At 71.9% G+C, this 14,248-nt stretch carries 11 protein-coding genes; 7 read left to right on the top strand and 4 right to left on the bottom strand.

The window, feature by feature from the left end:
* The first annotated feature begins 221 nt into the window (after window positions 1–221).
* Window positions 222–2,867 (top strand): putative bifunctional diguanylate cyclase/phosphodiesterase, encoded by a 2,646-nt coding sequence (locus QSK18_RS04255; protein ID WP_285616606.1) that lies wholly within the window; start codon window positions 222–224, stop codon window positions 2,865–2,867.
* Entirely contained in the window at window positions 2,825–3,400 is a 576-nt protein-coding gene (gene pyrE / locus QSK18_RS04250; RefSeq protein ID WP_232808593.1) for an orotate phosphoribosyltransferase, read from the top strand. The genes QSK18_RS04255 and pyrE overlap by 43 nt, the downstream gene beginning before the upstream one ends.
* 91 nt (window positions 3,401–3,491) lie before the next feature.
* On the opposite strand, the gene QSK18_RS04245 is transcribed toward pyrE, so the two are convergent.
* Window positions 3,492–4,121: a DedA family protein gene (locus tag QSK18_RS04245; protein WP_232808592.1), complete on the bottom strand. Its 630-nt coding sequence runs from the start codon at window positions 4,119–4,121 to the stop codon at window positions 3,492–3,494.
* Between the two features lie 38 nt (window positions 4,122–4,159).
* A complete protein-coding gene (locus tag QSK18_RS04240; protein ID WP_232808591.1) occupies window positions 4,160–4,927 on the bottom strand; it encodes a DedA family protein in 768 nt (255 codons plus the stop codon).
* Between the two features lie 238 nt (window positions 4,928–5,165).
* Between QSK18_RS04240 and QSK18_RS04235 the strand changes: the two genes are divergently transcribed.
* Entirely contained in the window at window positions 5,166–5,798 is a 633-nt protein-coding gene (locus QSK18_RS04235) for a TrmH family RNA methyltransferase (RefSeq protein WP_408622476.1), read from the top strand.
* Between the two features lie 4 nt (window positions 5,799–5,802).
* Here the strand turns inward: QSK18_RS04235 and QSK18_RS04230 are convergent, their stop codons facing one another.
* Window positions 5,803–6,756: an RNA polymerase sigma factor gene (locus QSK18_RS04230; protein ID WP_285616605.1), complete on the bottom strand. Its 954-nt coding sequence runs from the start codon at window positions 6,754–6,756 to the stop codon at window positions 5,803–5,805.
* 157 nt (window positions 6,757–6,913) lie between these two features.
* Window positions 6,914–7,039 (bottom strand): hypothetical protein, encoded by a 126-nt coding sequence (locus QSK18_RS04225; protein WP_269809420.1) that lies wholly within the window; start codon window positions 7,037–7,039, stop codon window positions 6,914–6,916.
* A gap of 342 nt (window positions 7,040–7,381) precedes the next feature.
* Between QSK18_RS04225 and QSK18_RS04220 the strand changes: the two genes are divergently transcribed.
* From QSK18_RS04220 to QSK18_RS04205, 4 genes are read left to right on the top strand one after another with little or no spacing between them, the layout of a single operon-like run.
* On the top strand, window positions 7,382–7,909 hold the full coding sequence (locus tag QSK18_RS04220; RefSeq protein WP_232808588.1) for a PadR family transcriptional regulator: 528 nt from the start codon (window positions 7,382–7,384) through the stop codon (window positions 7,907–7,909).
* 22 nt (window positions 7,910–7,931) lie between these two features.
* Window positions 7,932–8,693 (top strand): ABC transporter ATP-binding protein, encoded by a 762-nt coding sequence (locus QSK18_RS04215; protein WP_232808587.1) that lies wholly within the window; start codon window positions 7,932–7,934, stop codon window positions 8,691–8,693.
* Window positions 8,690–11,461: an FtsX-like permease family protein gene (locus QSK18_RS04210; RefSeq protein WP_285616604.1), complete on the top strand. Its 2,772-nt coding sequence runs from the start codon at window positions 8,690–8,692 to the stop codon at window positions 11,459–11,461. The genes QSK18_RS04215 and QSK18_RS04210 overlap by 4 nt, the downstream gene beginning before the upstream one ends.
* Window positions 11,458–14,238 (top strand): FtsX-like permease family protein, encoded by a 2,781-nt coding sequence (locus QSK18_RS04205; RefSeq protein ID WP_285616603.1) that lies wholly within the window; start codon window positions 11,458–11,460, stop codon window positions 14,236–14,238. Before QSK18_RS04210 ends, QSK18_RS04205 begins: the two co-directional genes overlap by 4 nt.
* The last annotated feature ends 10 nt before the right edge of the window (window positions 14,239–14,248 follow it).

Below are 14,248 nucleotides of genomic sequence, written 5' to 3'. Positions count from 1 at the left end.
GTCACCCGGACGGCGGCCGCCCGAGCGGGTCCAGGCCTCACCGCCCGTACTTTCCGGACCTCGCTTTTCCCGGCAAGTCCGGTCGAAGCCGGATTGCTCCAGGTGGGGCAGGGGTGACGCCGTCCGGGTGCTAGTGGTGACCACAGCGTGACGATCCACTACCCGTTGCGGTGAACTGACGGCTTCGACGTCAACTGGATGGAGCGATGGGACATCCCTGGGTGACCACGAAGAGTCCCGCCGCCACCCAGTGGGCCGCGGCCGGCTCCGCGCTGGGCGTGCTCGCTCTCGGCCTGCTGGCGGTGCTGCTCGGCCGGCCCGGCGAACTGGCCCACGTGAGCGCGCTGCCGTGGTGGGTCTTCACCGTCGGTTTCGCCCTGGCCGAGGCCGGTGGGCTGAACCTGAGCCTGCGGGGACGGCGGTACCCGATCTCGCTCGTCGGCCTGCCGCTGGCGGCCGGGCTCTACCTGACCGACCCGCTGTCCCTGCTGGTCGGCCGGCTCACCGGCGGTCTGCTGGTCTCGGCCGGGCATCGCCGGCAGACCCCGGCCTCGCTGCTGGCCGGCGCGTTCTCGATGATCGCGGGCACCGCACTGGCCGAGCTGCTGTTCCGGGTGCTGGTGCTGCAGTACGAGGTGCTCAGCTATCCCGGCCGGGTGCTGACGCTGGCCGTGGTCGGGCTCGCCGTGCTGGTCGAGGTCGGGCTGAAGGTGCTGGTGCACCGGGTCGGAGCCGGGCACCGGCGCGAGGCGGGCGGCCTGCTGGCGCGCGCCCTGGTGATCGGCGTGCTCGGCGCGGCCGTCGGGCTGATCCCCGCCATGTGGCTGGTGCACGACGAGCCGCTGGTGACCGGCGCGGTGCTGGGGCCCGGTCTGGTGCTGGGCTACTGGGCCTTCGCCTCGCTCTCCGAGCGGCACGACCGCCTGCGCCGCCTGTACCGGCTCTCCGACGACCTGGCCCACGCCCCCGACCCGGCCCGGGCGATCCCGCTGGTGCTGGAGCAGTCCGCCGACCTGCTGCGGGCCCGCTACGCCGAGCTCATGCTCACCGATGCTCTGCCGGCCCAACGCAGCACCAGTGGCCGCCGGCTGTGGGTGCTGCGCGACGGCCGGATCACCGGCCCCCGCACCCCTGCGCCCGACCTGCTCTTCCCGCTGGCCGGCGCAGCGCTGGTGCGGGGGAGCGACCCGGACGAGGCCAGCTTCCTGCGCGGCCGGGGCATCGACCAGGCCGTGCGGGTGCCGCTGCGGATCGACGAGCAGGTGATCGGCCACCTCGTGGTGGGTGACCGCCGGGGCGGCGAACGCGGGTTCGCCCCGGCCGACCCGGACCTCCTGCAGACCGTGGCCGACCGCACCGCCGTCGCCCTGGGCAACGGCCACCTGCTCGAGCGCCTGCAGTTCGAGGCCCGGCACGACGAGCTGACCGGCCTGCCCAACCGCCTGGACTTCCGCGCCCAGCTCGACGAGTGCGTCGACGACCTGATCTCCGGCGGCCGCCAGTGCGCGGTCATGCTGCTCGACTTCAACGGGTTCAAGGCGATCAACGACACTCTCGGCCACCACGCCGGCGACCAGCTGCTGAGTGCCCTGGCCGGGCGCTTCGGCAAGGTCGCGGGCAAGGGCGTGACCATCGCCCGGCTCGGCGGCGACGAGTTCGCCGTGCTGGCTCCGGGGATGGGCGACGGCGCCGCCCGGGCCCTGGCCCGGCGGCTGATGTCGGCGTTCGACGAGCCGGTCCGCCTCGATGCCAACGAGCTGCGGATCGGGGGTTCGCTGGGCGTGGCGGTGGGGCCGGAGCAGGGCACCACCGGGGCCGAGCTGCTGCGCCGGGCCGATGTGGCGATGTACGTGGCCAAGTCCGGCGGCGGCGGGTACCGGATGTTCACCCGCTCGATGGACCTGCCCGCCGAGCAGGTGCACACCCTGGCCACGGCGCTGGCCGAGGCCCTGAAGGAGGGCCGGATCGGGATCGCCGTGCAGCCGGTGGTCGACCTGGTCAGCGGTCAGGTGCACGCCCTCGAGGCGCTGGCCCGCTGGAACCACCCGGAGCTGGGCGAGGTGCCGCCGGAGGACTTCTTCGCCGCGGCCGAGCGCAGCGGGCTGGTGGTCGAACTGTCCCGCTGCGTGCTGGACCAGGCGCTGGCCGGGGCCCGGCAGTGGCTGGACGCCGGCCAGCGGGTGCGGGTGGCGATCAACCTGGCGCCCGGCTGGCTGGCCGACCCGAGCCTGCCCGAGCAGATCACCACCGCCCTGGCCGTCCACGACCTGCCGCCCGAGCTGCTGGTCCTGGAGGTCAACGAGGCCGACGTGATCGACGAGCCGGACACCGCCCACGGTGTGCTGGCCGCGCTGACCCGGCTGCGGGAGATCGGGGTGCGGCTGTCGGTGGACGACTTCGGCACCGGCTACTCCTCGCTGACCTTCCTCAACCGCCTGCCGGTCGACCAGATCAAGATCCACCAGTCGTTCGTGCAGGAGCTGCGCTCGGCCGGCCGGGACCGCGCGGTGGTGCAGTCGATCATCGACCTGGGCCGCAACCTGGGCCTGGAGGTGGTGGCCGAGGGGGTGGCCGACGCGCTCACCCGGATCGAGCTGAAGCGGATGGGCTGCCGGTTCGGCCAGGGCTACTACTTCACCGCGCCGATGGCCGTGGGCGAGCTGGCCTGGCAGGCGAGCGGACGGCTGCAGGGCTTCGGGCCGTGGACCACCCGATTGCTGCCGAACGGTTTCCCGCCGGTCCCGGCCCAGCCCACCGACACCGGTGACCGGCTCCGGAGCCCGCTGGACGCCCCGCTGGACACGCGCCTGGATACCCTGGCCGAATGCAGCACACCGACGACAGCCCGGCCGCCCTCGGCCCCGTGAGGGACGAACTGCGCGAGCTGATCAAGAAGCTCGCCGTGGTCCACGGCAAGGTCACCCTGTCCAGCGGCAAGGAGGCCGACTACTACGTCGACCTGCGCCGGATCACCCTCGACGGGCAGGCCGCGCCGCTGGTCGGGCGGATCATGCTCGACCTGGTGAAGGACTGGCGGTTCGAGGCCGCCGGGGGTCTGACCCTGGGCGCCGACCCGGTGGCCACGTCGATGCTGCACGCCAGTGCGGCCGCGGGCCGCCGGCTGGACGCGTTCGTGGTGCGTAAGCAGGGCAAGGCGCACGGGCTGCAGCGCCGGATCGAGGGCGCCGAGGTCGCGGGCCGGCCGGTGCTCGCGGTGGAGGACACCTCGACCACCGGTGGCTCGGTGCTCACCGCCGTCGAGGCGCTGCGTGAGGCCGGGGCCGACGTGGTCGGGGTAGCGGTGATCGTCGACCGGGGTACCGGCGCCCGCGAGAAGGTCGAGGCGGCCGGGCTGCCCTACCGCTACGCCTACGACCTTACGGATCTCGGGCTTTCCTGACCGACACAGCAATCGGTGCCCACAAACGTCCTTGATTTGAGGACGTTCGTGGGCACCTTTGTTTTGCTTACGGACGTCGGTGGGCGCCCACTTAGGGGGCGGTCACTTCCTGGGCGGCCTGGCGCCGACTGCGGCGCCGGTCGACCACCAGGGTCACGATCGTCGCCGTGATCGCGATACCGGCGATGATGTACGCCGCCCACTTCACCCAGGGGACGTTGTAGGCCACGTAGCCCAGCAGGATCATCCCCGCGCCCCAGATCAGCGCGCCCAGCACATTGGCCAGCAGGAACTTGGGGTAGGGCATCCGGGCGATGCCGGCGATGATCGGGGTGAACGTGCGTACCCAGGGGATGAACCGGGCGATGATCACCGCCAGCGATCCCCAGCGTTCGTAGAAGGCCTCGGCCCGGTGCACCCGGTCGGCGTTCTTACCGGCCTTGCGTAACAACCACGGCCGGCCCAGGCGCCGTCCCGTCCAGTAGCCCACGGCGTCCCCGGCGATGGCGGCGACCGCGGTGCCCCCGGCCAGCAGCCACAGGTTCAGGTCGCTGCCCGGCTCGGCGGCCAGCAGACCGGCGGCGAACAGCACACTGTCGCCCGGCAGGAAGAACCCGACCAGCAGGCCCGACTCGACGAAGACGAGGGTGAAGATCACCAGGTAGACCGTCACCGTGGTCATCGAGGAGACGTCGGAGAGGCTGGCCCACCAGTGCGACATGGTCGTCCGTCCTGTTCCGGTCCGGGTTCAGTGCCGGCTCAGCGCCGGCCGGGACCCTGGGCGCCTTCCGGCTCCTCGTGCCCGGGCTGCTCAGCCCCGTGCGGGTGCGTCAGAGGTTCCTCACCGGCGTCGTGCGCAGCGGCCGCGGTGGCCTCCGGATCGGCGTTCCTGGCCTTGCGCCGGTGCCGCAGGGCCTCGAAGGCCATCGGAATCACGGTGAGCGCGACCAGGAGAAGCAAACCAGCCTCGAGGTGGTCGCGGAACAGCGGGATGCCCCCGAGCAGGCGGCCGAGCAGGGTCAGGCCCGCGGCCCAGAGCACCGCACCGATGAAGCTGTAGGTCAGGTAGCGGCGGCGGTCCATCTTGCCGACCCCGGCGGTCACTGTGATGAAGGTGCGGACCAGTGGCACGAACCGGGCCAGGACGATCGCGACCGGGCCGTAGTGGTCGAAGAAGGCCATGGTCTTGTCCACGTACTCGCGCCGGAACAGCTTCGAGTCTTCCTTCTTGAAGATGGCCGGCCCGGCGGCCCGGCCGATCTCGTACCCCACCACGTTCCCGGCGAAGGCGGCCAGGGTGAGCACCAGGCAGGCCAGCCAGATCGGGAAGTCGATGTCGCCCCGGCCGATGAACAGGCCGATGCTGAACAGCAGGGAGTCGCCGGGCAGGAAGAAGCCCAGCAGCAGGCCGCACTCGGCGAAGATGATGAGCGCACTTCCCCACAGCGCCACGTCACCGAGATTGGTGAGCAGGGTGTCGGGGGACAGGAACTCCGGCCCGAAGGCCATCGGAACGCTCGTCAGCACGGCGCCCACCCTACGGTGTCGGTGTGAACGGACTCGTGGGGTTTCCCCGGGGGTAGGTGCACGTAAGCCGTCAACGTGGGAAGCCCGGTCCGGCGTTCCCGCTCTGGGCGAACATCATTCCGTCAGGTGAATCGGGCCCGGTGGCCGAGGCACCGACGACGGACGGGGTGGGCGGGTAGGGCAGGATCGGCGGGTGAGTGAGCGGCTGGGTGAGGGCGACGGGTCGGCGCCGGTGGACGTGACGCCGGCCGAGGCGGCATTGCCGGTCGAGGTGGCGTCGGTCGGGGTGGGGCCCTGGGAAGGGCCTTGGCCGGACGACCCGCGTTACGACCCGGAGCTGCTGGAACTGGGCGACCGGCGCAACGTGGTGGACGAGTTCCGCTACTGGAGCGTCGAGGCGATCGTGGCCGAGCTGGACACCCGTCGGCACTCCTTCCACGTGGCCATCGAGAACTGGGCGCACGACCTGAACATCGGCTCGGTGGTGCGCACGGCCAACGCGTTCAACGCGGCCGGGGTGCACATCGTGGGCCGCCGCCGCTGGAACCGGCGGGGGGCCATGGTGACCGATCGCTACCTGCACGTTCAGCACCACGAGGACGCCGCGGCGCTGACCGGGTGGGCGGCCGGGCAGGGGCTGACGGTGATCGGGATCGACAACGTGCCCGGATCGGTCGCCCTGGAGACGGCGCAGCTGCCCCGCGACTGCGTGCTGGTGTTCGGCCAGGAGGGGCCGGGCCTGTCCGAGGCCACGCTGCAGGCCTGCGAGCAGGTGCTCTCGATCGCCCAGTTCGGCTCGACCCGGTCGATCAATGCCGGGGCGGCGGCGGCGATCGCCATGCATGCCTGGATCCGTCAGCACGCCGTTTGAGGGTTCAGCGCTCGCGAAGGGCGCTGATCCGGCCGTCGGGGCCCAGCCGTACCCAGACCTCGGCCTGGCCGCCGGGGGTGGAGCGGTTGAGGTTCTGCACGAGCTGTTCCGGCGTGCGGGCGATCAGAGGCTGACCCTCACGCGCGTACTGCCGTGACTCCAGCGACGCCGGCGGGTCGATCACCAGCTGCTGGGGCGAACCCCAGCGCTGCTCCTGCCCGGACGCCAGGGTTGCGGGCTCGAACGTGACCCGTACGGAGCCCTGCTCGCTACGGCCCGCGCTGATCCGGCCGAAGAGCAGGTTCGGCGCCTGCGAGGCCTGAGCGGTCTCGTCGATCGGGGAGTAGTCGGAGGTGACGGGCGCGACTGCGGGCACGGCCGCAGCGCCCACCCGCGTCGGGGGCATCCAGTTGCCCAGCCCCACGGCCAGGATCGCTGCGGCCACCACCGAGGCCCCCGCCGTGGCCCAGCCGGCCGCCCGCCGACGGCGCAGCCAGCGGCCGCGGCGAGTTACGGCGGCCAGATCACCGGGCGCCGGATCGGGGATCTGGCCCGGGAGCAGTTCGGTCTCGTCGTCGGTGAGAACCTCGCGGCCCAGGGGCTGACGCTGCAGCACCTGCCGGGCCTGGGTACGGGCGGCGGTGGAGACCCAGCCCACCGGCGAATCACCGATGCGCGGCCACTGGGCGTGGGCCCGGGCCAGAGTGGCGTGGGTGACCTCTTCGGCTGCCGTCCGGCTGCCGAGTTCACGGTGGGCCGCGGTGAAGGCCGAGCGGTACAACTCGGGGAACAGGGACACCCAGTCGTCTTCCCGGCGGCCGGGCCTACGGGTGGGCAGGCGGCCCGGGTTCTGGTCGGCGGCGCCACCTGCCGTCTGGCCCGGGATCCGGCCCCGGAACCGGCGGGGTTGCCGGTCGGGCAGCCCGCGACCTGCCGGTGCCTGCGTGTCGGTCGTCATTCCACCCGCCGTTCCTCGTACTCGCCACTGCTCGTTCCGGACCTGGGCGCGCCGCGTGCCGGTGGTCCTGATCCCCACTGGTTCGCCGTGGCCCGACCTCCTCGCCCCCCGAGGCGCCTGAGCAGGCTACTGGCCGGACAACTCCCGGACCTTCCGATCAGACCAGGTCATCGGCCAGGTCAGCCGCAGGGACCAGATCGTCATCGGGTGTACCGGCGATGGTGAGGAACGCCGACCCCAGTGCAGCCGCGGCCACGCCGACGACGAAGTTCTTGATGCTCATCCCTGCCCCCAGGTACTCCGAGTACTCCGACCGCTGGTTGCGGCCCCCACCCCCAAAGACGCGTCGGGCGTCCTTTTGGGGCAGTTCGTGCGGTCACGATCTAATAACGGCAGCTCGCTCCTGTGAGCCCCTGGTGCCGCTGGAATGCCGTTCCGGTGCCGAACTCCCGCGCCCGTGCCGATCGGTGCCGACTCGCGAGGCGAGCGGTGCAGTCGGGTTGCGGGCGTGTCGTGCGCCCGGAGCGGCGCGGTGCCGGTACGGGCTCGGTGCTTGCTCGGTCCACCATACTCGGTATAGCTTCTGCCGCATACCGGGTATGCATGAAGGAGGGGAGTTCCGGAGATGTCGGTCCGACAGAGCCTGCTGGCCATCCTGGCCGAGGGCGAGCAGTACGGATACCAGCTCCGGCACGAGTTCGAACTGCGTACCGGGCGGACCTGGCCGATCAACATCGGGCAGGTCTACACGACCCTGAACCGCCTGGTGCGGGACGGGCTGGTGGAGGAGGCGGGCCGCAAGGAGGACGGCTCGGTCAACTACCGGCTCACCTACGCCGGGCGCGAAGAGGTCGAGAACTGGTGGAGCACGGCCGTGGATCGCGGCACGCCGAACCGTGACGAGGTGGCGATCAAGATCGCCCTGGCCGCGACCGCACCCCTGGTCGACGCGATCGCGGTGGTGCACCGGCAGAAGAGCGAAACCCTGCGCGTGCTGCAGGGATACACCCGGGAGAAGCGTGCGCTGCCGCATCCGGCCAAGGGTGCGGAACTGGCCCGGCTCCTGGTCCTGGACAGCCTGATCTTCTCGGCCGAGGCCGAGGCCCGCTGGCTGGATCTGGTCGAGCAGCGCCTGGCGGCGCGTGATGAGTGACGTTCAGAGGGGTTTCGAGGACATGAGCAGTATCGACACGCCGGCCACGGAGCCGGTTGCGGTGGGGTCCGAGCAGACGGAGGACCGTCGGCCGGTGCTGTTGCGGCTGGAGGAGGTGGCCCGGGTGCACGGGCAGGGCACCGCCGTGCCGGTGCACGCCCTGAACGGGGTCAGCCTGGAGGTCCGGGTCGGCGAACTGGTGGCCGTGATGGGACCTTCCGGATCCGGCAAGTCCACCCTGCTGCACGTGGCCGGTGGCCTGGACAAGCCCACCTCGGGTGACGTGGTGGTGGACGGGGTGAGCATCGGCGGGCTCTCGGTGAAGTCCCGGGCCGCCCTGCGCCGGCGCAGCGTGGGATACGTGTTCCAGGACCTGAACCTGGTTCCGGCCCTGACTGCGGTCGAGAACGTGATGCTGCCGCGGGAACTCGACGGGATCGGCACCCGCCAGGCCCGTAAGGAGGCCCGGGCGGCCCTGAGCGAGGTCGGCGTCGAAGACCTGGCCGACCGGTTCCCCGAGGAGATGTCCGGCGGTCAGCAGCAGCGGGTGGCCATCGCCCGCGCCCTGGTCGGCCCGCGCCGCCTGGTGCTGGCCGACGAACCGACCGGAGCGCTGGACTCGCTCACCGGGGAGGCGATCATGCGGCTGCTGCGCGCCCGGGTCGATGCCGGTGCGGCCGGCCTGCTGGTCACCCACGACTCCCAGCACGCCGCCTGGGCCGACCGCGTGGTGCTGCTGCGCGACGGCAAGGTCTCCGACGACGCGCCCTTCCCGGGCCGATGAAGCGCTGGTTCGTTTCCTGGAAGCCCGTTCTGCGGCTGGCTTTCCGGGACATTCAGCGGAACCGGCGCCGGAGCGTGCTGATCGCCTGCCTGGTGGCGGTGCCGGTGCTGGCCATGGCGGTGGTCTCGGTGATCTACCAGTCGCAGAAGTGGGACACCGAGGACGAGCTTCGGGCCCAGATGGGAGCGGCGCAGGCCCGGATCCTGTGGCAGGCGCTCAATCCGATCGAGCAGTCGGCAGACGCCGGGGTCACCGTGTCGAACGTCCCGGTGGACCAGGAAGGGCTGGGGCAGCTGAATCCGGCCCAGTACCAGGAACTGCTGAGCCGGCGGATCCCCGCCGATGACACCCTGGTCGCCGAACGCTGGACCTCGGTGAACCAGACTCAGGTGCAGTGGCCCGGAATCGCCGAACGTAAGACCGTGTCGTTGCGTGAACTGGACTACACGGCAGCCGGTATCGACGGCCTGGTCGAGCAGGTCTCAGGTCGCGCCCCGGCCCGGCCCGGAGAGGTGGTGGTCAGCGAGGACCTGACCAGCCAGGGCCTGGCCGAGGGCGACGTGATCACCTACCGCGCCGCCGAGGGGCAGGGTCCGGTCGAGCTGACCGTGGTCGGCGTGGTGGACAGTTACCACAGCACCGCGCGCGACTCGATCCTGGGAATGCCGGGAACCCTGCTCCCACAGGATCTTTTCGATCTGCCTCGGTCGCAGCGGGAGAAGGATCGCCGGCCGGTTGCGGTGGAGTGGCTGGTGACCGGGCCGAGCCCGGTGACCTGGTCGCACGTCCGTGAGCTGAACAAGGTCGGGGCCGTGGTGTTCAGCAAAGAGGTCTTCGCCGATCCCTCGGCCAGCTCCCTCGGGGTCTACAGCAGCGACGGCACGAGTCGCCCGTCCCGGCAGACCGCTGTGATCGTGGTGGTGGTGGCGGGTCTGGCCCTGCTGCAGATCGCGCTGCTGGCCGGTCCGGCGATCGCCGTCGGTGCCTGGCGCAACCAGCGGGATCTGGCCCTGATCGCGGCCGCCGGAGGCAGCCGGGCTCACCTACGCCGGGTGCTGCTCGCCTCGTACGGCGTGATCGGCCTGGTCAGCTCGGTCGCGGCAGCCGTGGTCGGGGGCCTGGCCGGGGTGCTCGTGGTGGCCGGCCTGCGTCAGTGGGGCGACCCCGACATGCCCCGGATCGACCTGCACTTCACCGATCTCTTCGCCCTGGTCCTGGTCGGCACCCTGACCGTGGTGATGACGGCGCTGGTCCCGGCCCAGCAGATCGCGCGGATGAACGTGGCCCGCACCCTGACCGGCCGCCGGTCCCGGGGTTCCGGTCCGGTCCGGCTGTTGCTGCCGCTGATCGGTGGGGCCGTTGCCGTCGGCGGTCTCGCTCTGGCAGTGCAGACCACCCGGGGGTTCATCGCCGATCCGGCTCGTGTGGTGGTGGGCCTGGGCCTGTTCGAGATCGGCCTGGTGATGACCGTCGGAGCAGTGGTGGCCACGGCCGCCCGGTTGTCCCGAGGTCTGCCCTTCCGGATGCGGTTCGCCCTGCGGGACGCCTCCCGGCAGCGGACCCGGACCGCCCCGGCGGTGGCGGCTGTTCTCGCGGCCGTGGCCGGAGGCACGGCCGGGCTGGTCTATTTCGCCTCGGCGGAGGACCACCAGGCACGGGTCTACAACGCCGCCGGCGAACTGGGCGTGGTCAGGGTGACCGGTACCGATCCGTTCCTCTCGACCACCGGTGCGGTGGAGCCGCTCGACCGGGCCGAGAAGGTTCTGGCCGAGGAGCTCGGTACCGACGACATCGCAGATTTCTCCAGGGTCAAGATCGTGGACGGGAATTTCACCACCTACCTCGAGCCGGAGCGTCAGCCGAACAACCGGTGCGAAGGCAGCACCGGGAACTTCCCCACCAACTCGCTGGAGATCTGCTACTGGGAAGATCACGCGCTGAAGTCGTTGGACGGTGACGTCTTCGACGACGGGAGCGCCCTGGCGGTGCTCACCGGCGGCCGGGCCGAAGAGGACGTGGCCGCACTGCGGGCCGGCCGGGTGGTGGTGGCCGATCCGGCGCAGCTCCGGCCGGACGGCATGGTGCAGCTGACGGTGCAGCGTCACACCCGGGACGGCAAGGAGCAGGAGAGCACGCAGGTCGTTCTCCCGGCGACGCTGGCCACCGGTGAACTGCGCCTGCCGCAGCCGGTCTTCCCGATCGGGACGGCGCCGGAGCTGGGGGTCGAGCTGGTCCCCGGCGGTCTGGTCGCCCAGCCGCCGCAGCCTCTCTCGGAGAGTCAGGAGGACTCGGTCCGGGCCGCGCTCATGGCGACCGGCCAGGTGTCGCAGGTCGAGGTGGAACGCGGCTACCAGGAGACCTACCGGCTCACCGTCCTGGCCCTGCTGGTGGCCGCGGGAGTGATCAGCCTGGTCGCCACCTTCACCGCGGTCGGTCTGGCCGTCACCGAGTCGCGGGCCGACCTGTCCACCCTGTCCACGCTGGGCGCCGAGCCGGGTCTGCGCAAGTGGCTCGGGGCCGGGCAGGGCGCGGTGATCGCCGGGCTCGGAACGGTTCTCGGGCTGGGCAGCGGTGTGCTGGCCGGCTACGTCCTGGTGCGGCTGGCCCGGCCGGCCGGGGTGCAGTTCAGCGACTCGGCGATCTGGGAGTTCATCGTTCCCTGGCCGCACCTGCTCGGGGTCGGCCTCGGCATCCCGCTGATCGCGATGGGGGTCGGGTCCCTGGTGGCCCGCAGACCGCTGCCGCCGTTGAGGAGGGTCGGTCTGTGAGACAGCGGATCGTGTTCTGGCGGGCGGCGCTCCGGATCGCCCGGCGCGACGCCTGGCGGAACAAGGGGCGCAGCGCCCTGATTGCGCTGATGATCGCCCTGCCGGTGCTCGTGATGGCTTCGGTGTCGGTGCTCTACCGCTCGGACGTGCGCGATCCGCAGGACAACGTCCGGGTGGCGCTGGGGGTGCAGGCGCAGGCCCGGATCGCCTACGTCGACGGTACCCCGATCGTGCAGTCGCCCACCGACAACGGGACCCAGTACGTCTCCGAGGGGACCGTCGGGTCCGCCGCGGCGGCCCCGACGCCCGAGGAGTTCGAGGCCGAGGTCGGTGCGCTGATCCCGGCCCGGGACCGGCTGGTGCGCGATCGCACGTTCGACTCCAACCGCAACCTGCGCTGGCAGGACCGGTTCCTGGCGCTCAAGGTGCGGGAGTTCGACTACACCGCGAGCGGGGTCAAGGGCCTCGTCGAGCAGGAGTCCGGCCGGGCTCCCGAGGAGCCCGGGGAGGTGGTGGTCAGCGACGCGGTGGCCGACACCGGGGTGAAGGCCGGCGACGAGCTCGTCTACCGGCCCTCCGCCCATGACCCCGAGCAGCGCCTGAAGGTGGTCGGGGTGGTCAGCGGGCTGGATCTGGACCGGCAGGTGATCGGCCTGCCGGGCTCGCTGTTCCCCGAAGACGCCTTCGCCACGCAGAATTCGTTCATCAGCTACGGCGGCGCGTTTGGCGAGTCCCGTCTGCTGGTGGTCGGCCCCGACCCGGTGACCTGGGACGCGGTGCTGGACATCAACCAGCGCGGGGCGACCGTGCTGAGCCGGCATGTGGTCGAGAACCCGCCGCCGTCCAGCCAGGTCGCCTTCAACGACGACGACTACGGGCTGGGGCAGAACGGTGATGCGGTGGGCATCGCCGCGGTGGCGGTGGGCCTGATCCTGCTCCAGATCGCCCTGCTGGCCGGCCCGGCCATCGCCGTCGGCGCCCGGCGCAACCAGCGCACGCTGGCCCTGATGGTGGCGGCCGGGGCCGAACCCAAGCATCTGCGCACCCTCGTCCTGGCCACCAACGGCCTGATCGGTCTGGTCAGCAGTGCCGTCGCGGCAGCGGTGGGTGTGCCGATCGGGATCGGGCTGGTCGAGGTGGCGCGGGCCTTCGGCACCACCGTGGTGCGGGTGGACATCCGCCTGACCGACCTCGCGGTCCTGGTCGCGGTGGGGGGCCTGACCGCGGCCGGGGCCTCGCTGTTCCCGGCGCGCCAGGCCGCCCGCCTCGACGTGGTGGCCGCCCTGACCGGCCGACGCGGATACCACCCGCCGGCGCTGCGGGTGCCGGTGGCCGGGCTCCTCATCACCCTGGCCGGCGCCGCGCTCGCGGTGTTCGGATCGTCCCGGCGCTGGGCCTTCGTGACCGTGCTGGGCCTGGGGGTGGCCGAGGTAGGCATGGTGCTGGCCTCCGGTGCCGTCGTGGCACTGGCCGCCCGCCTGGCCGTGCGGTCTCCCTTCACCATCCGGTTCGCCCTGCGGGACGCGGCCCGCCAGCGCAGCCGCACCGCTCCGGCGGTGGCCGCGGTGCTGGCCGCGATCGCCGGGGGTAGTGCAGCGCTGGTCTACGTCGCGGCGCAGGACGACCACGACCGGCGCGACTATCGGGCGACCGCAGTAGAAGGCGTTCTGACCGTCGGCGCCTCCGGGTATGCGGTCGACGAGGTCATCGGATCGATGGATCGGGCTGAGGCGATCGTTCGTGACGAACTGCCGGTCAAGACGGTTCAGCCGCTGCGCACCCCGGCCTGGTCCCAGCCGGACGGCGAGGTCGAGGTGGAGGTCCAGGAGCTGAGGCCTCCGGACCGGCGCTGCCCGGGGGAAGAGGGCACGGTGCTGGAACCGGGTGCGCCGGAGGCCGAAGAGGGCTGGCCCGGCGCCTGCTACTACGGCCGGAACCCGGTCGGCACCCTGGACTCCGCCGGTTCGATCTTCGACGACGGTTCGGCGCTACGGATCCTGACCGGTGGCCGGGCCGCCTCGGACGAGGCCGCGCTCCGGGCGGGCAGCGTGGTCACCAACCGTCCCGAGCTGATCTGGCCCGACGGCCGGGTGCACGTACTGGTGCACCGCTACGACCAGGACGGCAACGACCTGAGCCGGGAGGTCATCCCGCTGAAGGCCGTGCGTTCGGCGCCGGGGCAGCTCAGCCTGGACGGGATCGTCTACCCGGTCACGGCCGCCGAGGAGCTCGGGATCTCCCTGCAGGACATCGGTTTCGTGGCCGACATGAGCCGGATGCCGACCAAGGACGAGGAGGAGGCCGCGAACGACCTCCTGCTGGCCCAGACCGGGCTGGAGGGCACGGTCGAGCGGGGCTACACCAGTCAGTACGCCCTCGGGCAGCTGGCGTTGCTCATCGCCTGTGCCGTGATCAGTCTGGTCGGCACCTTCACCGCGGTGGGCCTGGCCGCGGCCGAGGCGCGGGCCGACGTGGCCACGCTGGCCGCCGTGGGCGCCGGGCCGGGGGTACGACGTCGGCTCGCGGCCGCCCAGGCCGGAGTGATCTCGGGCCTGGGTGGGATTCTCGGGGTGCTGAGCGGCATCCTGGCCGGCTGGATCCTGGTCCGGATGCAGCAGGACTGGGCCGTCAAGTACGGTGGCGAGAACCTGTGGCGGCTGGCCCTGCCCGGCTGGTACCTGCTCGCCGTGGCGGTGGGGATCCCCCTGCTCGCGACCACGATCGCGTTCGCCGCCACCCGCTCCCGGCTGACGATGGTGCGCCGGCTGGGGCAGTGATGACTTCCGG

The sequence above is a fragment of the Kineosporia sp. NBRC 101677 genome (assembly GCF_030269265.1).
GTDB classification, from domain to species: Bacteria; Actinomycetota; Actinomycetes; order Actinomycetales; family Kineosporiaceae; genus Kineosporia; species Kineosporia rhizophila.
The sequence above is the reverse complement of the archived record's forward strand: the minus strand, read 5'-3'. Positions and strand labels throughout refer to the sequence as shown.

Excerpts from the sequence above, each read along its gene's own strand:
- QSK18_RS04215 (WP_232808587.1), top strand. The coding sequence starts at position 7,932 with ATGAGCAGTATCGACACGCCGGCCACGGAGCCGGTTGCGGTGGGGTCC.
- pyrE (WP_232808593.1), top strand. The coding sequence starts at position 2,825 with ATGCAGCACACCGACGACAGCCCGGCCGCCCTCGGCCCCGTGAGGGAC.
- QSK18_RS04245 (WP_232808592.1), bottom strand. The coding sequence starts at position 4,121 with ATGTCGCACTGGTGGGCCAGCCTCTCCGACGTCTCCTCGATGACCACG.
- QSK18_RS04210 (WP_285616604.1), top strand. The coding sequence starts at position 8,690 with ATGAAGCGCTGGTTCGTTTCCTGGAAGCCCGTTCTGCGGCTGGCTTTC.
- QSK18_RS04220 (WP_232808588.1), top strand. The coding sequence starts at position 7,382 with ATGTCGGTCCGACAGAGCCTGCTGGCCATCCTGGCCGAGGGCGAGCAG.
- QSK18_RS04225 (WP_269809420.1), bottom strand. The coding sequence starts at position 7,039 with ATGAGCATCAAGAACTTCGTCGTCGGCGTGGCCGCGGCTGCACTGGGG.
- QSK18_RS04230 (WP_285616605.1), bottom strand. The coding sequence starts at position 6,756 with ATGACGACCGACACGCAGGCACCGGCAGGTCGCGGGCTGCCCGACCGG.